The 22123-nt window shown below is 74.0% G+C and carries 21 protein-coding genes; 4 read left to right on the forward strand and 17 right to left on the reverse strand.

Annotated features, from left to right (window positions below; genetic code table 11):
- Positions 1-25 precede the first annotated feature (25 nt).
- Together P2H44_RS16110 and P2H44_RS16115 are read left to right on the forward strand one after the other, a co-directional pair.
- Positions 26-853 carry an enoyl-CoA hydratase/isomerase family protein gene (locus P2H44_RS16110; protein WP_275764953.1) on the forward strand — a complete coding sequence of 276 codons (828 nt, stop codon included), beginning with the start codon at positions 26-28 and terminating at the stop codon, positions 851-853.
- Positions 854-855: 2 nt separating this feature from the next.
- Positions 856-1596, forward strand: coding sequence for an SDR family NAD(P)-dependent oxidoreductase (locus P2H44_RS16115; RefSeq protein WP_275764954.1), 741 nt, complete (start codon positions 856-858; stop codon positions 1594-1596).
- 42 nt (positions 1597-1638) lie between these two features.
- Here the strand turns inward: P2H44_RS16115 and P2H44_RS16120 are convergent, their stop codons facing one another.
- From P2H44_RS16120 to P2H44_RS16165, 10 genes are all read right to left on the reverse strand, one after another.
- Positions 1639-2532, reverse strand: a complete 894-nt coding sequence (locus tag P2H44_RS16120) for an alpha/beta hydrolase (RefSeq protein WP_275764956.1) — start codon at positions 2530-2532, stop codon at positions 1639-1641.
- The gene (locus P2H44_RS16125) at positions 2529-3506 is read right to left on the reverse strand and encodes an NAD(P)H-dependent flavin oxidoreductase (RefSeq protein ID WP_275764958.1); all 978 of its coding nucleotides are present in this window, start codon (positions 3504-3506) and stop codon (positions 2529-2531) included. Before P2H44_RS16125 ends, P2H44_RS16120 begins: the two co-directional genes overlap by 4 nt.
- Before the next feature lie 162 nt (positions 3507-3668).
- Positions 3669-4511, reverse strand: a complete 843-nt coding sequence (locus P2H44_RS16130) for an enoyl-CoA hydratase (protein ID WP_275764960.1) — start codon at positions 4509-4511, stop codon at positions 3669-3671.
- On the reverse strand, positions 4508-6049 hold the full coding sequence (locus P2H44_RS16135; protein WP_275764962.1) for an AMP-binding protein: 1542 nt from the start codon (positions 6047-6049) through the stop codon (positions 4508-4510). Before P2H44_RS16135 ends, P2H44_RS16130 begins: the two co-directional genes overlap by 4 nt.
- A 4-nt stretch (positions 6050-6053) precedes the next feature.
- Positions 6054-7232 carry an acyl-CoA dehydrogenase family protein gene (locus P2H44_RS16140; protein ID WP_275764964.1) on the reverse strand — a complete coding sequence of 393 codons (1179 nt, stop codon included), beginning with the start codon at positions 7230-7232 and terminating at the stop codon, positions 6054-6056.
- Between the two features lie 11 nt (positions 7233-7243).
- Positions 7244-8461: an acyl-CoA dehydrogenase family protein gene (locus P2H44_RS16145; protein ID WP_275764965.1), complete on the reverse strand. Its 1218-nt coding sequence runs from the start codon at positions 8459-8461 to the stop codon at positions 7244-7246.
- Between the two features lie 101 nt (positions 8462-8562).
- The gene (locus P2H44_RS16150) at positions 8563-9666 is read right to left on the reverse strand and encodes a C4-dicarboxylate TRAP transporter substrate-binding protein (protein WP_275764967.1); all 1104 of its coding nucleotides are present in this window, start codon (positions 9664-9666) and stop codon (positions 8563-8565) included.
- A 94-nt stretch (positions 9667-9760) separates the two neighbouring features.
- Positions 9761-11071 carry a TRAP transporter large permease gene (locus tag P2H44_RS16155; RefSeq protein WP_275764969.1) on the reverse strand — a complete coding sequence of 437 codons (1311 nt, stop codon included), beginning with the start codon at positions 11069-11071 and terminating at the stop codon, positions 9761-9763.
- A complete protein-coding gene (locus P2H44_RS16160) occupies positions 11068-11604 on the reverse strand; it encodes a TRAP transporter small permease (RefSeq protein WP_275764971.1) in 537 nt (178 codons plus the stop codon). The genes P2H44_RS16155 and P2H44_RS16160 overlap by 4 nt, the downstream gene beginning before the upstream one ends.
- Positions 11605-12079: 475 nt before the next feature.
- On the reverse strand, positions 12080-12718 hold the full coding sequence (locus P2H44_RS16165) for a TetR/AcrR family transcriptional regulator (protein ID WP_275764973.1): 639 nt from the start codon (positions 12716-12718) through the stop codon (positions 12080-12082).
- 293 nt (positions 12719-13011) lie between these two features.
- Here P2H44_RS16165 and P2H44_RS16170 point away from each other — a divergent pair, with 293 nt between their 5' ends.
- Together P2H44_RS16170 and P2H44_RS16175 are read left to right on the forward strand one after the other, a co-directional pair.
- Positions 13012-13665, forward strand: coding sequence for a response regulator transcription factor (locus tag P2H44_RS16170; RefSeq protein ID WP_275764975.1), 654 nt, complete (start codon positions 13012-13014; stop codon positions 13663-13665).
- Between the two features lie 173 nt (positions 13666-13838).
- On the forward strand, positions 13839-14381 hold the full coding sequence (locus tag P2H44_RS16175) for a helix-turn-helix domain-containing protein (RefSeq protein WP_275764977.1): 543 nt from the start codon (positions 13839-13841) through the stop codon (positions 14379-14381).
- Between the two features lie 7 nt (positions 14382-14388).
- Here P2H44_RS16175 and P2H44_RS16180 read toward each other — a convergent pair whose 3' ends face one another.
- The 7 genes from P2H44_RS16180 to P2H44_RS16210 all read right to left on the reverse strand — a co-directional run bounded on the left by P2H44_RS16180 (position 14389) and on the right by P2H44_RS16210 (position 22042).
- On the reverse strand, positions 14389-15999 hold the full coding sequence (locus P2H44_RS16180) for an ATP-binding protein (RefSeq protein ID WP_275764979.1): 1611 nt from the start codon (positions 15997-15999) through the stop codon (positions 14389-14391).
- Between the two features lie 215 nt (positions 16000-16214).
- A complete protein-coding gene (locus tag P2H44_RS16185; protein WP_275764980.1) occupies positions 16215-16844 on the reverse strand; it encodes a response regulator transcription factor in 630 nt (209 codons plus the stop codon).
- 85 nt (positions 16845-16929) lie between these two features.
- Complete coding sequence (locus P2H44_RS16190; protein WP_275764981.1) at positions 16930-17394, reverse strand: DoxX family protein; 465 nt, start codon at positions 17392-17394, stop codon at positions 16930-16932.
- Positions 17395-17397: 3 nt separating this feature from the next.
- On the reverse strand, positions 17398-19269 hold the full coding sequence (locus P2H44_RS16195; protein ID WP_275764983.1) for an amidohydrolase: 1872 nt from the start codon (positions 19267-19269) through the stop codon (positions 17398-17400).
- Positions 19270-19285: 16 nt separating this feature from the next.
- A complete protein-coding gene (locus P2H44_RS16200; protein WP_275764985.1) occupies positions 19286-19585 on the reverse strand; it encodes a DUF1427 family protein in 300 nt (99 codons plus the stop codon).
- Between the two features lies 1 nt (position 19586).
- Positions 19587-21203, reverse strand: coding sequence for an MFS transporter (locus tag P2H44_RS16205; protein WP_275764987.1), 1617 nt, complete (start codon positions 21201-21203; stop codon positions 19587-19589).
- Positions 21200-22042 carry an efflux RND transporter periplasmic adaptor subunit gene (locus P2H44_RS16210; protein WP_275764988.1) on the reverse strand — a complete coding sequence of 281 codons (843 nt, stop codon included), beginning with the start codon at positions 22040-22042 and terminating at the stop codon, positions 21200-21202. The genes P2H44_RS16205 and P2H44_RS16210 overlap by 4 nt, the downstream gene beginning before the upstream one ends.
- Positions 22043-22123 lie beyond the last annotated feature (81 nt).

Genomic DNA, 22123 nt, shown 5'->3' on the forward strand with positions numbered 1-22123 from the left:
GGAACGCCTGCGGGAGGAGAGACCCATGCAAGACCACGCCCCCCAGGGGACCGAGGCGCTGATCGCCGAGGGCCCCGTGCTGGTCCATTACGCCGACGGCATAGCCGAGATCGAGCTCAACCGCCCCGAGGCCGCCAACGGCTTCTCCCTCGAGCTCGGCCGCCGCCTGCACGAGGCGATCATGACCGTGCACGGCGACCGCCGGGTGCGGGCCGTGATCCTCTCGGGCCGTGGCCGCATCTTCTGCGCGGGCGGCGACGTGAAGGAGTTCTTCTCGAAGGGCGAGGACCTGCCGAATTTCCTGCGGATGGCCACGGCGTATCTCCAAACCTGCGTCTCGGGCCTGACCAACCTGGAAGTTCCAGTCATCGCGAAGATCCAGGGCTACGCCACCGGCGGCGCCGGGATGGGGCTGACCTGCGCGGCCGACATCGCGATCTGCGGAGCCTCGACCCGATTCATGGCCGGCGCCACCCGCGTGGGCATGGCGCCCGACGGCGGCGCCACGGCGACGCTCGCGCGGCTGGTGGGCTTCCGGCGAGCCATGGACATCGTGCTGACCAACCGCTTCGTCGAGGCGGAGGAGGCCGGGCGCATCGGCCTCGTCACCCGCGTGGTCCCGGACGAGGCGCTGGACGCGGAGGTCCGCGCCCTCGCCCGCCAGCTCGCCGACGGGGCGCCGCGGGCGCAGGCGGCCACCAAGCGGCTGATGTGGAACGGGCTCGCGCGGGGCTTCGACGCCTCGCTTCCCGACGAGGCGCGCGAGACCTCGCAGCTGTCGGGCACCGCGGACTCGCTCGAAGGGCTGAAGGCGGTGATCGAGAAGCGCAAGCCGGTCTTCGAGGGGCGCTGAAGGTGGAGTTCCAGGCCCGCCTCCAGAACCTGCGCGCCCTCGTCACCGGGGGCGCGGCCGGCATCGGCGCGGCCGTGGTCCGGCGGCTGGCGGAGGAGGGCGCGCGGGTCGCGATCCTCGACCGCGACGTCGCGGCGGCCGAGGCCCTGGCCGACGAGACCGGCGCGGCCTTCGCCGCCGTCGACCTCACCGACTTCGCGGCCGTGCGCGCGGCCGTCGCCCGCCTCGGCCCCTTCGACGTCGCGGTGAACAACGCCGGCGTGGACCAGCACGCCTTCTTCACCCGGACGACCGAGGAGGACTGGCGCCGCCTGCTCGCCATCAACCTCGAGGCCGCCTTCTGCGTGACCCAGGCCGTGCTGCCCGCCATGCAGGCGCAGGGCTTCGGGCGGCTGCTGATGATCGGCTCGGAGGCCGGGCGCCTGGGCTCGCGCGGGGGGGCGGTCTACGCCGCCGCCAAGGCCGGGCTGGAGGCCTTCAGCAAGTCGCTGGCGATGGAGAACGCGCGCTACGGGATCACCGTCAACACGGTCCTGCCCGGCCCCGTCGACACGCCCCTGCTGCGCCAGGCGGTGGCGGCGGGCGGCGACAAGCTGCTGCACGCGATGGAGGGCTCGACCCTGCTCCGCCGCCTCGGCGCGCCAGAGGAGGTGGCGGCCGCCGTCGCCTATCTCGCCTCGCGCGAGGCGGGCTTCGTGACGGGCGAGACGCTGGGCGTCTCGGGCGGCATGCCGCTGGCGTAGGCCGTATTTCAATGCGCCGCCCCCCTTTCGGCCGGCGGCGCCCTACCCCACCCGCGCCCTGAGGAAGGCGCCGATCTTCGCCAGCGAGCGCTCCGCCTCCGGCAGTTCCGGGAAGATCTGGAAGTGGTGGATCATCTCCGGCCAGACCTCGAGCTCCACCGCCACGCCGGCCGCGCGGGCGCGGTCGGCGAAGGTCTCGGAATCGCTCAGGATCGCCTCGTGGTCGCCCACGTGCACCACGGTCGGCGGCAGGCCCGCGAAGTCGCCATGGATCGGCGAGGCGAACGGGTGGCGCGGGTCGCCCTCGCGCCCGAGGTAGAGGCGCGCCATCACCTGCAGCTTCTCGCGCGGGGTCATCGGGTCGAGGCCCGCGCGGGTGGTCAGCGACTCCCCCGTCGCCTCGAGATCCAGCCAGGGCGAGAGCAGCGCGGCCGCCCCCGGCAGGGGCGTCCCCTCGGCCCTGGCCCGCAGCATCGTCGCCAGCGCCAGCGCCGCGCCGGCGCTGTCGCCGGCGATGGCGACGCGCCCGGGCGTCACGCCCTGCCCCAGCAGCCAGCGCCAGGCGGCGAGGCAGTCGTCGAGCGCGGCGGGATGCCGATGCTCCGGCGCCAGTCGGTAGTCGAAGGCCAGCAGCGGCAGCCCCGCCGCCGCGCTGAGCCGCCCCATCAGCCCGCGGTGCGAGCGGATCGAGCCCACCTGGTAGCCGCCGCCATGCACGTAGAGGATCGCGGCCGGCGGAACGCCCTCCCCCGCCGTCCCGAACCAGGCGCCGGGCATCCCCGCGACCTCGACCGCGCGGAAGGGGACATCCTCCGTCCCCCCCAGCGCGTCGTCGAAGTCGGCGCGCATCTGGGCGAGCGTCGTCTCGCGGGTCCAGCGGGCGAAGGTCGCCTCCATCCGCGCCTTCACCGCGTCGATCGGCTTCGTCCCGCTCATGCCCGCATCCTCCGGAAGCGTCCGTCGATGATCTCCTCGGCCTCGGCTATGATGCGCGCGATCAGCTCGGCGCAGGTCGGCACGTCGTGGATCAGCCCCTGCGCCTGCCCGGCCCAGATGATGCCGCCGTCGACGTCGCCCGAGACCAGCGCCTCCCGCCCGCGCTTGCCGGAGACGAGCTCCGCCACCGTCTCGAACCCCGCGCCGGGGACCGAGAGCCGGGCCGCCGCCTCGTCGGAGACGGCGTTCTTCGCCACCCGCGCGGTGTTGCGCAGGGAGCGGAAGATCAGGTTCGTCGCCCGCTCGTCGTTGGCGACCAGGAAATCCTTGATCGCGCGATGGGCGGGCGCCTCGGCCGTGGCGCAGAAGCGGGTGCCCATGTTGATCCCCTCGGCCCCCAGCGCCAGCGCGGCGGCGAGGCCGCGGCCGTCCGCGAAGCCGCCCGAGGCGATCATCGGGATCGTCACCCGGTCGGCGGCGGCGGGGATCAGCACCAGGCCGCCCACGTCCTCCTCCCCCGGGTGCCCCGCGCACTCGAACCCGTCGATCGAGATCACGTCGACGCCCATCCGCTCCGCCGACAGGGCGTGGCGGACGCTGGCGCACTTGTGGATCACCTTCACGCCGGCGGCGCGGAACGCCTCGACATGGGGCTCGGGGTTGCGCCCCGCGGTCTCGACCACGCGCACGCCGCCCTCGATGATCGCGCGGCGGTAGGCGTCGTAGGGGACCGGGTCGATGGTGGGCAGGATCGTGAGGTTCACGCCGAAGGGGCGGTCGGTCATCCCGCGGCAGCGGGCGATCTCGGCGGCCAGCGCCTCGGGCGAGGGCTGGGTCAGCGCGGTCAGCATGCCCAGCGCGCCGGCGTTGGAGACGGCGGCCGCCAGCTCCGCCCGCCCGTAGAAGGTCAGGCCGCCCATCACGATGGGATGCTCGATCCCCAGCAGCTCCGTCACACGCGTGCGCAAGGCCATCGCGGCGCTCCTCCGGCGTCGTTTCGTCGGCCCGCAAGATGCCGTCGGACGCGTCGGGCTTCAATAATAAAACCGGCTGACCGGTTTTATTTTTTAGCGCCCCCGCCCCGGAGCGGGGCGGAGGGGCGCCGCCGGGCCGCAGGCGCGGCCCGGCGGACGCGGTCACTTCGCCTTGGCTTCGCGGCGGATGATCTCCGCCCCCGCGGGATCGACCAGCATGCCGTGGACGATCTCGTTATGGGCGTGGCCCATCAGGTGCAGCGACATCGCCGCGTTCTGGGCGGTCTGGAAGCCCTGCGCGTCCTGCGCCTGGTTCATCGCCTGCTTGGCCAGCCGCAGGCCGAAGGCGGGCCGCTGGGCGATGCGCGAGGCCAGCGCCAGCGTCTCCGCCTCCAGCGCGTCGCGGGCGACGACCTTGTTGACGAAGCCCATCCGCTCCGCCTCGGCGGCGGAGAAGGCGGCGCCGGTGAACAGCATCTCCTTCGCCTTGCGGATGCCGAAGTCCCAGGGGTGGGAGAACCACTCCACCCCGTTCACCCCGAACGCCACGGTGGGGTCGGAGAACTGGGCGTCCTCGGAGGCGACCACCAGGTCGCAGACGGCGACCAGCATCAGCCCGCCGGCGATGGCCTTGCCCTGCACCTGCGCGATCGTGGGCTTCGGCAGATCCCGCCAGCGGCGGCAGAAGCCGAGGTAGATCTCCTCCTCCCGCGCCTGGCGGCCGGCGACGCCCTTCTCCTCGGCCGCGACCCCGCCCCAGGCGGTGACGGGGGTGAACTGGGTCATGTCCCGCGCCCCGCGCAGGTCGTGGCCCGAGGAGAAGTGCGGGCCGTCGCCCGCCAGCACGATCACCTTCACCGCCGGATCGTGGGCGGCGGCGTCGAAGGCGGCGTTGAGCTCGTAGAGCAGCGTCTCGTTCTGCGCGTTGCGCATCTCGACGCGCGAGAGCGTGATGCGGGCCACGCCCTCGGCCGGGGTCTCGACCCTCAGGGTCTCGTAGGTCATGCGGCGCCCTCCTTTTCGGCGGCCCAGAACGGGGCCTTCAGGGCGCGCTTGTTCAGCTTGCCCATGGCGTTGCGGCCCAGGTCGTCGCGCAGGATCGCGCGGCGGGGGCACTTGAAGGTCGACAGGCGCGCGCGGCACCAGGCGATCACCTCGTCGGGGTCGGGGGGCGCGGCGGGATCCTCGGGCACGATCAGCGCCACCAGCTCCTCGCCCATCTCCGGGTGAGGGGCGGCGACGCAGGCCACGTCGGCGACGCCGGGATGGTCGATCAGCACGTTCTCCGCCTCGGCGGGGTAGATGTTCACCCCGCCCGAGACGACCATGTCCGAGAAGCGGTCGGTGATGAACACGTAGCCGTCGTCGTCCATGAAGGCGATCTCGCCGATGGTGAACACGCCCGGCTTCACGTAGGCGACCGCGGTCTTCTCGGGGTCGTCGTGGTAGATCGGGCCGCGCCCGGTCTCGTCCACGAAGCACAGGCGGCCCTCGGTCCCCGGGGGAACCTCGTTCCCGTCCTCGTCCAGCACCAGGTTGCGGAACGGCGGCTGGGCCTTGCCGACCGAGCCGGGGCGGGCGAGCCATTCGTGGGAGTCGATGGAATTGGTGGTGCCGATCTCGGTCGCGCCGTAGGCCTCGACCAGGACCGGGCCCCACCACTCGATCATCGCGCGTTTCACCTCCACCGGGCACTTGGCGCCGGTGTGGTTGACCCGCTGGAGGGAGGAGACGTCGTATTTCGCGCGCACCTCCCTGGGCAGGGCCAGCAGGCGGACGAAATGGGTGGGGACCATCACCGTGGTCCCGATCCGGTGCGTCTCGATCGCGGCCAGCACCGCCTCGGCGTCGAAGCGGCCCAGGATCACCGAGGGCGTGCCCGCCGCCAGCAGCCGCGCGCCCGACAGGGGGCCGGTGTGATACATCGGCCCGACCACCAGGTGCTTGCCAAGCGGCGCCCGCGGGTCCTGCCCCAGGGCCGCGAGGTGGTCGGAGATCGTGGCGCCGCCGGCGAACATGGTGGGCGGCAGCTCCACCGCCTTGGGGCGGCCGGTGGTGCCGGAGGTGAACAGCAGGTTCGGCCGCGGCGGGTGATCCTCGGCGCAGGGCGCCCCGGACTGGGCGGCGAGCCAGGTCTCGAAATCGAGGACCGGCGCGGGCGCGCCGTGCCAGCCGATCACCGTCGGCACGCCCGCGATCTGCGCGGCGGCGAGCCCGCGGTCGGCGGTCTTGGCATCCACGAACAGGACCGAGACCTTCGCCGTCTCGAGGATGTAGGCGGCCTCCTCGGCGGTCAGGTGGAAGTTGACCGGGGTGACCGACAGGCCCGCGATCAGCCCGCCGAGATTGGCGAGCGCGGTCTCGACGGCGTTCTCGGCGAAGACGGCGACGCGGCGCCCGTCGGGGATCTCCAGCGCGGCGAGCCCGTTGGCGATCCGGTTCAGGACGTCGTCCACCTCCCCCCAGCCGAGCGCGCGGGCGGGGTCGGCCAGCGCCGTCTCGTCGGGGCGGAGGCGGGCGAGCTCTGCGGCGAAGCGGGGCATCGGCTCAGGCCTCCGCCGTCGCGAGGTGGGCGCGCGCCGCGGCCTCGGCCAGCGCCGAGACGTCGATGTCCGCGGCCAGCCGCTCCAGGTGCCAGTCGCCGTCGCCGAACAGCGCCTCGAGCATGACGAGGCGCTTGTAGAAGCGCCCGGCGGCGAGCTCCTCGGTCATGCCCATGCCGCCGTGAAGCTGCACCGCCTCGGCCCCGACCACGCGGGCGTCCTCGCCCACGGTGACGCGCGCCTGGCGCGCCGCCTCGGCGGCGTTGGGGGCGCCCGCGTCCTGCGCCTCGAGCGCCGAGTGGGTGACGGCGCGCGCCTCCTCGCAGCGGACCTGGAGGTCGGCGAGGCGGTGCTGGATCACCTGGAAGGTCGAGAGCGGCGCGCCGAACTGCTTGCGCTGCTTGAGATAGTCGGTCGTCGCGGCGGCGGCGCGGGTCATCGCGCCCGCGGCCTCGGCGCAGACCAGCAGGCCCGCGCGGTCGAGCAGACGGTCGATGAAGGCCAGCCGGTCGTCCTCGACCCCGCCCAGCAGCGCGCCCTCGGGCAGGCGCACGGCCGCGAGCCGTGCGGCCGCGCCGCGCCGGCCATCGAGCGCGGGCGCCGGCGTCAGCTCCAGCCCCGGCGCGTCGGCGGGAACCTCGAACAGGGCGACCGGGCCGGAGGCGGAGCCGATGCGGGCCGAGACCAGCAGCGCGTCGGCCGAACCCGCGCCCAGCGCGAAGGCCTTGGCGCCGGTCAGCACCCAGCCGTCGCCGCCGCGCTCGGCCAGCGTCTCGACATGGTCGCGCGCGTAGCCCGAGGTCGGCTCGTAGTGCAGGAAGCCCAGGATCCGCTCGCCCCGCGCCACGGCGTCGAGGGCGGCGACCTGGTCGGACGTTCCCAGCTCCGCGATCGCGGGGGCGGCGAGGCCGAGGCAGGGGAGCAGCGGCTCCTGCGCCAGGCTCCCGCCCGCGGCGGCGAAGAGGATGGCGAGCTCGGTCAGCCCCCCCTCGGAGCCGCCGGCGGCCTCCGGCAGGGCGAGGCCGAGCCAGCCCATCTCGGCCCAGGCCTTCCACGCCGCCCGGTCGAAGCCGTCGTCGGTCCCGGCCTGGGCGCGGGCGTGGTCGGTGGAATAGTTGCCGGCGAACCAGGCGGTCGCGGCGTCGTGCAGGAGCGCGCGCTCCTCGGCGTCGAATGCAGGCATGTCGGTCCTCCTCAGAGCCCCAGGGCGCCCTTGGCGATGATGGTGCGCTGCACCTCGGACGAGCCGCCGTAGATGGTGGCCGCGCGGCGATAGAGATGTTCGTAGAGGATGCCGGCCGACTCCTTGGGCCCCAGCAGCTCCCCGTTCCAGCCGGCCCACAGCGCGTCGGCCTGGTAGGCGAGCCCGTGGCGGCCCAGCGCGGCGGTCATCGTCTCGAGGATCGACTGCTGGAGGTTGGAGGCGCGCAGCTTCACCGCCGCGGCGCCCGTCAGCGAGGGCGCCCCCGTCTCCGAGGTCGCGAGCTGGTCGGCGGCCAGCGCCTTCAGCGCGGCGAGGTCGACCTCGTGGCGCGCCAGCCGCTTGCGGAACGAGGGCGTCTCGGACAGCGGCTTCCCCCCCTCCCAGGTCTGCGAGAGCAGCTCGCGCAGCTTGTTGAGGTAGTGGACGTACTTGCCCGTCGCGCCGCCGGCGGCGCGCTCGTAGCCCAGCAGGAACTTGGCGTAGGTCCAGCCCTTGTTCTCCTCGCCCACCAGGTTCTCGGCGGGGACGCGGACGTTGTCGAAGAACACCTCGTTGACGTGGTGGCCCAGGTCGATGGTGTCGATCTTGCGCACCGTCACGCCCGGGGTCTTCATGTCGATCAGCAGGAACGAGATGCCCTTCTGCTTGGGCGCGTCGGGATCGGTGCGCACCAGGCAGAAGATCCAGTCGGCCCACTGGGCGAGCGTCGTCCAGATCTTCTGGCCGTTGACGATGTAGTGGTCGCCCTCGGCGTCCGTCCCCCGCACCGCGCGGGTGCGCAGCGAGGCGAGGTCCGAGCCCGAGCCCGGCTCGGAATAGCCCTGGCACCACCACACGTCGTTCGCCACGATCCCCGGCAGGTGCTTGGCCTTCTGCTCGGGCGTGCCGAAGGTGTAGATCACCGGGCCCACCATGGTGACGCCGAAGGGGATCAGCCAGGGCGCGCCGGCGCCGCCGGTCTCGTCATGGAAGATCTCGACCTGCTGGGGCGACCAGCCCAGCCCCCCGTGCTCCTTCGGCCAGTGGCCGGCCAGCCAGCCGCGGGCGGCCAGCGCCTTCAGCCAGGCGTGGTGCTCCTCTTTCGTCAGGTGCTGGCCGAGGTGGAGCTTGCGGCCGAACTCGCCCGAGATCTCCTCGCGGCAGAAGGCGCGGACCTCCTGGCGGAAGGCTTCGAGCGAGGGGTCGCGGGCGACGGTCTTGATGAACATGCGCGGGGTCCCGTGAACGGTGAGAGGCCCGCCGCCGCGATCCAGGGGCGCGCGGCGGCGGGCGAGGTCGGTCGGGCCGCGGTCAGGCGGCGCTCAGTCGGTCAGCCCTGGGGCTGCCACTTGGCGAAGATCTCCTTGCGGAGCAGCTCGGCATAGGCCTCTTCGCTGTCCACGCCGTCGACCAGGCCCTTCCACTTCTCGTAGGCGGCGAGGAAGCGCTCGGCGATCTCCTGCGCGTTCTCCACGCCCTTCTCCTTGGCCGAGGCGACGGCGGAGGGCAGCGCGTCCTTCGCGGCGGCCTCCATCGCGGCGACCAGGGTCTGGTCGGGGGCGATGGTCTCGATCCCCTCGGCGGCGAGCGCCGTCTCGTCCGTCTCCAGCGTGCCGAAGTAGCCGCCGGCCGAGGCGATGGGCGACAGCTCCATGACCAGGGCCTGCTGCTCGGCGGTCAGGTCCTGCCACAGGTCCTCGCGCATCATCAGGAAGTGCGGGTTGGGCACCGAGCCGGCGTTGACGTCGGTGACGAACTTCGCGACCTCGCCCAGCGAGTTGGCGTCGAGCCAGTTGGGCGGGGAGAAGGCGCAGTCGACCTGCCCGCGCTCCATCACCTCGTAGACCTCGGAGGAGGGCACGTTGATCGGCGAGGCGCCCAGCGCGGTCGCCAGCGGCACCGTGTGCCCGGCCGAGCGGATGCGCAGGCCCTGCACGTCGGCGGCGGTGCGCACCGGCTTGGTGCAGATCAGGTCATAGGGCGTCAGCGACCAGGACCCGATGTAGCGCATGTTCCACTGGGCGGCCTCGGCGTCGCACTCGGGGCAGTCGAGCAGCATCACCTCGTTCATCGCCCCGATGGCGGCCGGCACGTTCGAGAGCATCGCGCCCAGGTTGACGATGATGTTCCCGACCGGAAGCTCCGCGGGGTAGTAGACGGTCGGCACGAAGGCCGCGTCCACCAGCCCGTCCTTCAGGGCGTGGAGCGTGGTCTTGGCGGTCACCACCGCGCCGCCGCCGGCGAAGGTGGTCTGGATCTCGCCGCCCGACCGCTCCTGCAGCGCCTCGAGGAAGGGGATCATGCCGCGGGCGTTCAGCGGCTGGTTGGGGCCGGAATACTGGCCCAGCACGAACGAGGTTTCGGCCGTCGCGGGGGCGGCGACGGCGAGGGCGGCGGCCGCCAGCGCGGCGGCGAGGTCGAGACGTCTGGTCATGGCGTTTCCTCCGGGAAATCGGTCGTTTCGTTGCGGGTCGTTTCGGGTTCAGGCCGTCGCCGACCCGCCGCGCGCGGCGGGCCGGCGCGGGGGGTCATTCGACCATCAGGTCGGGCAGCGCGGTGATCAGGCCGGGGAAGGCGATCAGCAGGGCCATGATCGCCACCTCGGCCAGCAGGAACCACGACACGCCGCGGAAGATCCGGCCGAGCGGGATCGTGTCGCCGACCACCTTGTTCATCACGAAGACGTTCATGCCGACCGGAGGCGTCAGCAGGCCGATCTCGAGCATCTTCACCAGGATCACGCCGGCCCAGATCTCGTCGATCCGCGCGTTGGCGAAGATCGGCAGCAGGATCGGCAGGGTCAGCAGCAGGATGCCCAGCGTGTCGAGGAAGGCGCCCAGGATCAGGTAGAGCGCGCAGCAGATCAGGATGATGACCACCGGGTCCGAGGTCATCGCCTTGATCGTGTTCGACAGGAAGAACGGCAGCCCGCTGAGCGCCAGGAACTGGGTCAGCAGCGTGGCCCCGATGGCGATCAGGAACAGCGCGCCCGAGGTCGTCGCCGTCTCGATGGCGCAGTCCTTGAGCTCGGACAGGCGGAAGGCGCGCTGCGACCAGGCCACCAGCGCGGTGGCGATGGCGCCCACGGCGCCGGCCTCGGTCGCGGTGGCGAAGCCGCCGTAGATCGAGCCGATCATCGCCGCCGCGATCACCCCCACCGGCGCCACCCTGCGCAGCGAACGCACCTTCTGGCCCAGCGTGACCTGGCCCATGTCCAGCGTGGGGGCGAGCTCGGGCTTCGCCCAGCAGCGCAGGAAGATCATCGCCGCGTAGATCACCGTGGTCAGCAGCCCCGGCACGATCCCCGCGATCAGCATCTTGGAGACCGAGACCTCGGCGAAGAGCGCGTAGATCACCATGATGATCGAGGGCGGGATCAGCGCGCCCACCGTGCCCACCGCCGCCGCGCAGCCCGCCGCCAGGCCCTTGTCGTAGCCCATGCGCAGCATCTCGGGCACCGCGATGCGCCCCATGGCGGCGGTGGTGGCGAGCGAGGAGCCGCAGATCGCGGCGAACCCCGCGCCCGCGAAGGAGGTCGCGATGGCGAGCCCCCCGGGCAGGCGGCCGAACCACAGGCGCATGGAGTTGTAGAGCTCGGTCGTCAGGCCCGCCCGCGCGGCGATGGCCGACATCAGGATGAACATCGGCACCGCCGACAGCGTCCAGTGGGCCACGAACTCGAACGGGACCGAGCGCAGCGCGCCGAAGGCCGGCGCCCAGCCGCGCAGGGTGTAGAGGCCGCCGAAGGCCACCGCCACCAGCGCGATGCCGATGGGCACGCGCAGGGCCAGCAGGACCACGAGGATGCCCAGGGCGTAGAATCCGGTCTCGACGCTCACAGGCCGGTCTCCTCGTCGTGGAAGCCTTCGGGGCGGGGGGCGGGGTCGACGGCCGAGGCGGGGCGCAGGATCTGCGCCGCCAGCACCACGATCATCCCCGCGACGCCCGCCACCGCGATCCAGCGGGCGGGCCAGACGGGGATGTCGGCGGCGCCGGATTCCACCAGCTCGCCCAGGCCCGTGGCCCGGATCGCCATGTCGATCATCGCCCAGGCGATCAGGCAGATGACCGCGAGCGTCGCGAGGTTGGCCGCGAACTGCAGGATCACCCGCGCCCGCGTCGGCAGCATGGTGGCCAGCACGTCGACGGCGATGTGCTCGCGCGTCCACTGGGCGAAGGCCCAGGGCGCGAAGGCGATGATCACCATCCAGTAGTAGGAGACGATCTCGACCGTGCCGGTCAGCGACACGCCGAGGATGGCGCGGGTCAGGATCCCGGCGGCGACGTGGACGCACATCGCCAGCACCGCGAAGGCCGCCAGCCAGGCGGTCGCGCGGGCGACGAGGGCGGAGAGGCGATCGAGCGCGCTCATGCCGCCGCCTCCCCCGCCCGGCGGGGCTCGGCGCCGGCCGAGGCCGCCGCCGCGGCGCGGATTCCGATCCATGATCCACGAATCATTTTCGGATGCGAATCGACGGGTCTTTTACCCGTGGATCGTGGCGCCGCCGTCGGGGCGGGGCGCGTTCCGGACCGTGAGCGCACGGCGTCCTCCCTCTTCCTCCAGGCTCCTCGCGCCCCGGAAATGATGGGTGATCCACCAATCATTTTCGCACCTCGAGCGACGGCCATGGGGCCGCGGATCGAGGGGTTCGCTGGGCGACGCGGCGCCGGACCCATCGGTCCGGGCGGCGTCGGAAGCCGGCGCCGATCGGGGCTCCGGCCCCGGCGGCGTCTTCGTTGCGGAAGACCTCCCACCGCGCAGCCAACCTGTCAACCGGTTTGTAAAACATGCCTCGGCGTCCGCCTCGCCCCTCGCCCGGGGCGCGGATCGCGCAGATGCGCCGGGGTCAGGCCGCGCCCGATCCGGCGGCCGTCTGCGCCGCCTCGGGCGCCCCGATCCCGCGCGCCACGAAGCGCAGGTAGCTGTCGCGCACCTCCCGCGGCATCGCGCGCTGGCCGGCCTGGGGATCGAGATACTTGTACAACAGGAACTGCTTGGCCCCCATCAGGCTGTAGGCCAGCGGCTCGAACTCCGGCTCCTCGATCCCCGGCAGGTCGCCCCGCGCCTTGCAGGCGCGCATCGTGTGCAGGTAGGTGCCCGCCATGCGCTCGAGGTACTCGTCGTAGGCCTCGGGCACGAAGAACGGCGCCTCGACGAAGACCCGGCGGCGGGCGGGGTGCAGCACCGCCAGCTCGCACAGCGCGTCGAAGCCGGCGGTCTCGATCGCCATGAAGTCGCGCAGGCCCGCGGCGCGGTCGCGGATCTCGCGCCGCAGGTCGCGGCTGGTGCGCGGCAGCAGGTGCAGGAACAGGTCGCGCTGGTTCTCGAAATGCAGGTAGATCGAGCCGTAGGCGATGCCCGCCTCCTCGGCGATCCGCGCCATCGAGGCCTTGGCGTAGCCATGGCGGCCGACCACCGCGATGGCGGCGTCGATGATCGCGTCGCGCGTCTCTTCACGCGTTTGCCGGCGGCTTTCGACGGACATGCAGGCTCCCGGAACGGCGGCGGAGGATGGGGCGGCAGGGGTCGGGACGGCGGCGCGGCGGAGTTTGGGATGCGGCGCTGATCGACGGATCATGAATCGTCGCTGCGTCCGGCGAGGTCAAGCCCGCCCGGGCGCGCCCCCTGCCCCGCCGCCCGCGCGAAGATCCGCGCGCGGCCGGGCGGCGTATGCGCAGGCGACGCCTCGCCTTGACGACCCTCGGCCGCGCGTCGCAAACGGACCGGGCCCCGGGCGCGCCGCGCGCCCCGGCCGAGCGACAGGACGGAGGAACGATCGTGCCGCCCAGCCCGCGAGCCCAGGAGCAGACCCCGGCCCGGCCCCGCCGCCTGGTCGTGGTGGTCGAGGACGACGAGGCGATGCGCGCCTCGATCGACGGCCTCCTGCGCTCGGTCGGGATCGAGACGCGGCTCTTCGCCTCCGCCCAGGCGCTGCTCGACGCCGGGATGCCGCCCGAGGCGGGCTGCCTGGTGGTCGACGTGCTGATGCCCCGGATCAGCGGCCTGGAGCTTCAGGCCAGGCTCGCCGAGCGCGGCTGCATCATCCCCATCGTCTTCGTCACCGGCTACGGCGACGTGCCGATGGCGGTGCAGGCGATGCGCAACGGGGCGCTGGACGTGCTGGTGAAGCCGTTCCGCGACCAGGAGCTGATCGACGCGGTCGAGGCCGCCTTCGCCCGCCATGCCGGCGAGGCAGAGGCCGAGCGCGGGCGCGCCGAGCTGCAGGCCCGCTACGACGCGCTGACCCCGCGCGAGCGCGAGGTGATGGGCCTGATCGTGCGCGGCCGGCTGAACAAGCAGATCGCCGCCGAGCTGGGCATCGCCGAGATCACCGTGAAGGTCCACCGCGCCGGCATGTTCCGCAAGATGGGGGTCGCCGGCGTCGCCGAGCTCGTCCGCGCGGTCGAGACGCTGGAGCGACAGGGGGACTGAACCCGCCCCCACCCCGCCCCCGGCCGCCGGCGCCGGAGACCGCGGCCGGGCGGGCGCCTATACCTTGGGATAGGCCGGATCGCCCCATCGGTCTGGGGATCGGTTCCTCCGTCCAATTTTCCCGGCGCGCAACGGATCTATGCTGGCGGCGACGACCCCTCCGGAGCCCCCCGATGCCCAGCCAGAGCCTGCTTCCCCCCGCCCAGACGGCGGTCGCCGCGCGGCTCCTCGCCGACGCCGAGGCCTCGCTCGACCGCGATACGCGCCGGGTCAGGCGCTGCCTCCGCCGGCTCGCCACCCTGATCGACGCCGCCGCCGCGCCCGACGCCGACGATGCGGCCGATGCGCCGGAGGCCGACCCGCGCTCGATCGTGCGCGGCGGGCTCGCGCCCTGGCAGGTGCGGCGGGCGACGGCGCATGTGGACGCGCACCTGGGCGAGACCATCGCGGTGGCGGACCTCGCGGCGGCGGCGAAGCTGAGCAGCGGGCATTTCTGCCGGGCCTTCAAGGTCACCACCGGACGCACGCCCCACGCCTTCGTGGTCGAGCGGCGCCTGGAGCGGGCGAAACGGCTGATGCTGGAGACCGACGAGCCGCTGAGCCAGGTGGCCGCCCGCTGCGGGCTGAGCGACCAGGCCCACCTGACGCGCCTGTTCCGCCGCCACCTGGGCGCCACGCCGCTGACCTGGCGGCGCACCTGGCGCGAGGCGGGCTGAGCCCCGCTCAGGCCGGCGGAAAGGCGATATGGAAGGCCGCGCCATGCGGCTCCCCGGCCTCGAACCAGATGCGGCCGCCGTGGGTCTCGACCAGCGTGCGGCAGAACATCAGCCCCACGCCCATGCCCTCGGGCTTGGTTGTGAAGAAACCCGAGAACAGCCGCTCGCGCGCCTCGGGCGGCAGGCCCGCGCCGGTGTCGCGGATGGCGATCGTCACCCGGCCGTCCTCGAACGCGGTGCTCGCCGCCAGCGCCCGCCGCCGCCCGCCGACGTCGCGCATCGCGTCGATGGCGTTGCGCAGCAGGTTCACCAGCACGAGCTGGAGCTGCAGCGGATCGATCCGGATCGGCGGCAGATCGGGGGCGAGATGGCGCGAGACCTCGACCCGGTCGAAGGCGGCCTCCGAGCGGCAGCGGTCCAGCGCCTCGGTCAGGGCGGCGTTGACGTCGACCTCGACCCGCTCCCCCCCCTCGGCGCGGAAGGCGCTGCGGATCGCGCCCACCACCTGCCCCGCCCGCTCGCTGACCGCGGCGATGCGGGTCAGGGCGGCGTCGACCTCCTCGAGGTTCGGGGGGTCGCGGCGCAGCCAGCGCAGGCCGGCGGCGGCGCTCAGCTCCACCCCCGACAGCGGCTGGCGCAGCTCATGCGCGACGACGGCCGAGATCCCCTCGACCGCGGTCAGCCGGCTTTCGCGGGCCCGCCGCTCGGCCAGCACCGCGGCGGCGTGGCGCGCGTGGAGCGAGATGGTCCCGATCAGCAGCGCCACCAGCACCGCCCCCGCCGCGAACAGCCCGTAGAGCCGCCCGGCCCACCACCCCACCGTCAGCCGCGTGCCGCCGGAGAGGTAGGCGAGCAGAAGTATCTCGATGGTCAGCGAGATCAGCGCCACGATCACCCACAGGTCCAGCAGCGAGCCGAAGCGGCGCGCCAGGACCGCCGCCGCCGCCGCGCACAGCGCCAGCGCCGTGGGCGGCACCACGTGCCACAACGGCGCGATATGGGTGGCGTCGCGCATGAAGGGCGGCAGCGGCAGGTCGGTCGCCAGCGTCGCCCAGCCGAACGCCGCCACCCCGCAAGCGACCGCCAGGAAGGTGACGGCGATGTCGGCCACCGCCGCGCGACGCGAGCGCAAGGGCCGGTCGCGCGGCCACAGCGCATAGGCCAGCACGCACAGCGGGAACCCCAGCCGCGCGGCCGCGGCGATGGTGGCGGTCGCGTTCAGCCGCGTCTCTATCCCCGCCTCGGGGAAGGCGTCGGGAAAGGCCAGCGCCCAGGGCACGATCATCAGCCCGGCGAAGAGATAGCCCGCCGCCAGCGGCAGCACCGGGCGCGAGGGCTCGGCCGCGTGCAGCCCCACCAGCAGCGCGGCCGTCAGCACCTGGCACAGCAGCACCGCCACCAGGTAGGCGAGCACCAGCGACGCGGTCCCCGGCAGCGGCCGGGTCGCCACCGGCGCGACGGCCAGCAGCGCGACCAGCAGCAGGCCCACGACCCCGCCGGCCAGCAGCATGTCGCCCCGCCCCGGCCGCGCCGTCGAGATCAGCAGGAGCGTCGAGGACGAGGGAGGCGCCGCCTCCCCGCGCCAGGAGGCGAGGAAGCGGCGGAGGTTCGCGATCATGGCCCGCCTTTCCCTTCCCCGTCCGTCGCCGTCGCGGGACTATTCTCCGCCCGACCCCGCGCGCGCAAGCGCCGTGCAGCAGGCGCCGGGCCGGCGCGGCCGGCAGAGGTCCGACGAGGGCCGGCGCCGCCGACCGGCCTGCGGCGGCGACCGGCGCGCGCGGCCGGCCTGGGAGGCGGCCCGATCCTGCGGGGCGGCGGGCGGAAGCGGCTGGCTCACCCCGGCCGCCCCGCCTCGCGCAGGCGCCGCGCGGCCTCGACCAGGTGCGGCAGGGTGCGCACGCCCATCTTCTGCATGATCCGCGCCCGGTGCGCCTTCACCGTCGCCTCGGCCACGCCCAGCGCCTCGGCGGTCTCGCGGTTCGACAGGCCGGCCACGATGCGCGCCATCACCTCCCGCTCCCGCGCGCTCAGCGCGGCATGAGCGAGGACCAGAAGGTCGAGCGAGCGACGCTCCTCCCGCCGGGTCTCGTCGGTGGCGAGCGCGAGGTTGACCGCGTCGATCAGCTCCGGCGGGCGCATCGGCTTCAGCAGCACGTCGAGCGCGCCGTTCTTCATCGCCTGCACCGCCATCGGCACGTCGGCATGGCCGCTCATGAACACCACCGCCGGCTCGTGCCCCTCCTCCAGCAGCAGGGCGTGCAGGCTCAGCCCGCTGCGCCCGGCCAGCCGCATGTCGAGCAGCAGGCACCCCGGCGCATCCTGCCGCCCGGCGGCGAGGAAGGCGTTGGCCGAGGCGAAGGTCTCCACCCGCAGCCCGACCGAGCGCAGCAGCGCGTCCAGCGACGCGCGCAGGTCGGCGTCGTCGTCGACGACGAAGACGGCGGGCTCCGGCTCAGGCCGCATCTGCGCTGGCGAAGGCGATCACGTCCGCCGCTCCTTCTCGAACCGCCCGGCGAGGGCGAGGGCCTGTCGCGCATAGGACCCCGTTTCAGGGACCGGCGGAAGCGCGGACGTCGCCGGTCCGCCGAGCGCGCGCCCCGCCCAGCGGGCCGTCCAGCGCCCCCAGCGCCACCCACAGCCAGGCGCCGGCGAGGCCGAGATGCTCGAAGAAGGCGTTGGCGGCCATGGCGCGGTCGTGTCCGGCGGGAAGCGCCCACCAGCGCAGGGCCAGCAACGTCGCGGCGAGCGTGAAGAGGCAGAGCGCCGCCGCCGCGGGGCGGCGCAGCCGGCCGCCCAGCACGCAGGCGCAGGCGCCGAGCTCGAAGGCGATCACCCCCGCGGCGACGAGCGGCGCGGGCGCCAGCCCGAACTGCGCCATCTCCGCCTGCGCGCCGGCGAAGTCCGCGAGCTTCGCGACCGGCCCCTGCACATAGGCCGCGCAGAGCCCCGCAAGACCGAGCCAGGCGAGGCTGCGCCGCAGGCCCGCCCCGCCGGCGTCGGCGCGCGCGGCCATCGCTCAGACCGCCCAGCAGGCGCAGCCGAGCGCGCCCCAGAAGCTTTTCAGATCCCGCGCGGGGACGCCCCCGCTCCAGGCGCGGGCGTGGTCGTGGCCGTGCACCGCGCAGGCCGAGCCGCAGGCGCAGCCCGCCGCGGCCGCCCGCGCCACCGCCTGCCCGGCGCCGGGCGCCTTCCAGCCGTCGTAGCCGCCCCAGGCGTTCACCGGCGACCAGTCGGGCATGGCGGGCGGCGGACCGCCCGCGTCCAGCGCGGCGAACGCGCCCTTGGCGAACACCACCCGCCCCCCGACCATCGTCAGGTCCGAGGTCAAGTCGGCGATCTCGGCCGTGGGCACGGCGAAATAGTCCCGGTCGGGCACGATCATGTCGGCGAGCATCCCCGGCGCGATGCGCCCGCGCCGCCCCTCGTCGCCCGCGAACCAGGCCACGTTCTCGGTCCACATCCGCAGCGCCTGGGTGCGGTCCAGCCGGTTGCGCTCCGGCGTCAGGGTCAGCCCGCCGACGGTGCGCCCCGACACCAGCCAGCTGAGCGAGACCCAGGGGTTGTAGCTCGCCACCCGCGTCGCGTCGGTGCCGGCGGAGACGCGGGCGCCGCTATCGAGCATCCGCTTCACCGGCGGCGTCGCCTCGGCCGCCCTGGCGCCATAGCGTTCGACGAAGAACTCGCCCTGGTAGGCCATGCGGTGCTGCACGGCGACCCCGCCCCCCAGCGCGGCGATGCGGTCGATGGAGCGCTCGGAGATCGTCTCGGCATGGTCGAAGAACCAGTTGAGGCCCGAGAGGGGGATGTCCCGGTTCACCCGCTCGAACACGTCGAGCGCGCGGGAGATCGTCTCGTCATAGGTCGCGTGCAGGCGCCAGGGCCAGCGGTTCTCGGCGAGGATCCGCACCACCTCCTCCAGCTCCCCCTCCATCTCGGGGCCGAGGTCGGGGCGGGGTTCGCGGAAATCCTCGAAGTCGGCGGCGGAGAACACCAGCATCTCGCCCGCGCCGTTGTGGCGGAAATAGTCGTCGCCCTGGCGGTAGCTCACCGACTTCGTCCAGCGCAGGAAGTCCGCCTTCTCCTCCTTCGGCTTCTGGGTGAAGAGGTTGTAGGCGAGGCGCACGGTCAGCTGGCCGTCCTCGTGCAGCTTGCGGACGATCTCGTAGTCCTCGGGGTAGTTCTGGAAGCCGCCGCCGGCGTCGATCACGCCGGTGACGCCCAGCCGGTTCAGCTCGCGCATGAAATGGCGGGTGGAGTTGAGCTGGTATTCCGGCGGCAGCTTCGGCCCCATGGCCAGCGTCGCGTAGAGGATCCCGGCGTTGGGCTTCGCGAGCAGCAGGCCGGTGGGGTCGCCGTTCGCGTCGCGCTGGATCTCCCCCCCGGGCGGGTTGGGGGTGTTCCGGTCGTAGCCCACCGCGCGCAGGGCCGCGCGGTTCAGCAGCGCCCGGTCGTAGAGGTGCAGCAGGAACACCGGCGTGTCGGGGGCGGCGGCGTTGATCTCGTCGAGCGTGGGCAGACGCTTCTCGTCGAACTGCGTCTCGGCGAAGCCGCCGACCACGCGCACCCATTGCGGGGGCGGGGTGATCGCCACCTGCGCGCGCAGCATCGCCATCGCGTCCGACAGGCTGCGCACCCCGTCCCAGCGCAGCTCGAGGTTGAAGTTCAGCCCGCCGCGGATGACGTGGGTGTGGTTGTCGATCAGCCCCGGCAGCAGGCGCCGGCCCTGCAGGTCGATGCGGGTCGTGTCCAGCCCGGCGAGGGCGAGGATCTCGGCGTCCGCGCCCGTGGCGGTCACCACGCCGTCCGCCACCGCGACGGCGGCGACCTCGGGCGCGGCGGGGTCGAGCGTGGTGGCGCGGGCGTTGAAGAGGATCAGGTCGGGGGGCATGGGGCTCTCCTCGGGCTCAGCCGCGGTCGTCTTCGGCGGGCGCGCAGTCGGGGGCGGGGGCCTTGCGGGCGTGGACGCTGGGCATCTCGCCGAACAGGTGTTCGAGGCACGCGCGGGGGGAGCGGTCGTCGGCCGCCGCGGCGGTCTTCGCCTCCGCCGTCGCCCAGCGCAGCAGCGGCAGCGCCTGCTCGCCCAGCAGCATCCCCAGCAGGCCCAGCAGCGCCACCACCGGCGGCGCGGGGGACCGGACCTGGAGCAGGCTGTAGATCACCCCCACCAGCAGGCCGCAGCCCAGCGAAATCAGGTACATCTTCATCTCAGGTCTCCGGTCGCGAGGGGGCGGGAAGCGGCGGCAGGCCGATCAGGTGGCGCACCCGGGGCGGGTCCTCGCCCCGGTGCCAGCGGCGGGCGGCGACCTGCACGTCGGCCGCCCCGCCCGAGACGCGGGCGTGCTGGCGCAGGTGCTCGGCCCAGCTTTCGACCATGAACCACTCGGTGATGCGCTCGGGCTCGGCCGCGTCCTCGGCCAGGCCCCAGGCATAGGCGCCGTCGCGCCGCCGCATGGGGGCGAGCCGGTCCATCGCCGCGCGGAAGGCGGCGAGGTCCTCGGGCGCGACGCGGTACTCGACCGTCACCAGCACCGGGCCCCGGTCATGGGCGGGCGGCGCGGCGACCGCCGGCTCGGGCCAGTGGTTGGAGGGGGTCAGGTCCTCGTCCCCCTCGGGCAACGGCAGGCGGCGCGCAAGCCACGCGGCGACGCACAGGCCCGCGGCCGCGGCCAGCAGCGCGCCCCGCAGCCCCAGCCCGTCGGCGACGAGGCCCCAGCCCAGGCTGCCGGCCGTCATCGCGCCGTTGAAGACCGTGAGATAGACCGCGAGGCCCCGGCCCCGCACCCAGTTGGGCAGCACCGCCTGCGCCGTGCCGCTCAGCGTGGTCAGCGCCGCGATCCAGGCGGCGCCGATCGCCGGCGCCAGCGCCAGCCCCGCGATGCGCCCCGGCCCCGTCGCCAGCAGCGCCATGGCGCCGGCGACCGCGACGGCCGAGGCCAGCATTATCCCGTCCCCGTCGAGCTTCGCGCGAAGGCCCGGCAGCAGGAGGGCCCCGCCGATGGCCCCGGCCCCCACCGCGCCCAGCATCAGGCCGTAGAAGCCCGCGTCCCCGCCCAGCAGGTTGCGCGAGACCAGCGGCATCAGCGCCCAGATCGCGGCGCCGAAAGGGAAGAACATCAGCGCCCGCACGAGGGTCCGGCGCAGCTCGGACGAGGCGCGGGCGTAGCGAAGGCCGGCTCGGAAGGCGCCGGGAAAGCGCTCGGCCAGCCCGTCGTCGGCCGCGGCCGGGCGCTTCCACCACAACAGCGTCGCGATCACGAAGACATAGGAGGAGACGTCGGCGAGGTAGGTCGCCCCCGTGCCCACCGTCGCCAGCAGCAGCCCGCCCAGCGCCGGGCCGATGGAGCGGGAGATGTTCACCCCCAGCGAGTTCAGCGCCACCGCGCTCTTGAGCTGGGGACGCTCGACCAGCTCGGGCACGATCGACTGCCACACCGGCCCCATCAGCGCCGCGCCGACGCCGGCCACGAAGGTCAGGCCGACCAGCGCCGGCAGGGTCAGCGCGCCCGCGAAGGCCAGCAGCGACAGCGCCACGCTCGCGGCCGCCATCAGCAGCTGGATGCCGAGCAGAAGCCGGCGCCGGTCGACGATGTCGGCGAGAACGCCGGCGGGCAGCGCCAGCAGGAAGGCCGGGGCGGTGGCCGCCGCCTGCACCATCGCGACCGCGACGGGAGAGGCGCCGAGGTCCGCCGCCGTCCAGGCGCTGGCCACGTCGCGCATGAAGCTGCCGGCGTTGCCCACCACCGTCGCCGCCCACAGCCAGGCGAAGACCTTGCTTCGCAGCGGCGCGAAGGCCCCGCCGCCCGCCTCCGCCGGGGCGCTCATTCCGCGGCCTCCGGCGCAGGGCCGAGGGTCGAGGTCACCACGACCCGCATCCCCGGGCGGAACAGCTCGTCGGGGTTGGGCAGCAGGGCGCGCACGGTCATCGCGCCGGTTGCGGGGTCCACCGTCGCCTCGGTCGAGTCGGGGCGCACGGGCCCCGAGACCAGCGCCCTGTCCGCGGCCGAAACCACCGCCGAGATGCGGGCCAGCACCGCCGCGAGGTCCCGGCTTCCCGCTTCCTTCAGGGTCGCGAGGCGCGCGTCGTAGGGCACCGCGTAGGCGACGACGACGGGATCGAGGGCCACGATCTCGGCCAGCGGCGGGCCGGCGGCGGCCTCGACGAAGGCGCCGACCGCGACGAGCGGCCGGCCGATGCGCCCGGCGAGCGGGGCGCGCAGCACGCTGCGCTCCAGCGTCAGGCGGGCGGCGGCCTCGGCGGCGGCGGCGCGCTCGGCCTGGGCGGCGGCGACCTCGGCCTCGGCCTGCGCCGCATCGATGCGCGCGGCCGAGGCGACGTCGCGCCGCCCCAGCTCCTGCATCCGGGTCGCCTCGGCGGCGGCCAGCCGGGCGCGGGCGCGGGCGGCGCGGGCCTCCGCCGCCGCGATCTCGAGGTTCAGCGCCTGGAAGGCGTCGTCGAGGCGGATCAGCGGATCGCCCGCCTTCACCGCCTCGCCGCCGGAGAACAGGATCTCGACCACCTTGCCGTCGCGCCCGCTGGCGACCACGGCGCTGGAGCGCGCCTCGATCCGCCCCTCGAACACCCGCTCCTGCGCGAGGGCCGGCGCGCCCAGGCACAGCAGGAGGATCGGCGGCGACAGGCGCAGGCGGGCGGTTCGGCGCATCGGCGAAGCTCCGGTCGGGGAGGGGCGGGCGGGGAGGAGCGGGCGGGGCGAAGGCCGGACGGCCGCGGCGGACAGGCGCCC

The organism is Albimonas marina (assembly GCF_029223255.1).
Taxonomy (GTDB): Bacteria; Pseudomonadota; Alphaproteobacteria; order Rhodobacterales; family Rhodobacteraceae; genus Albimonas.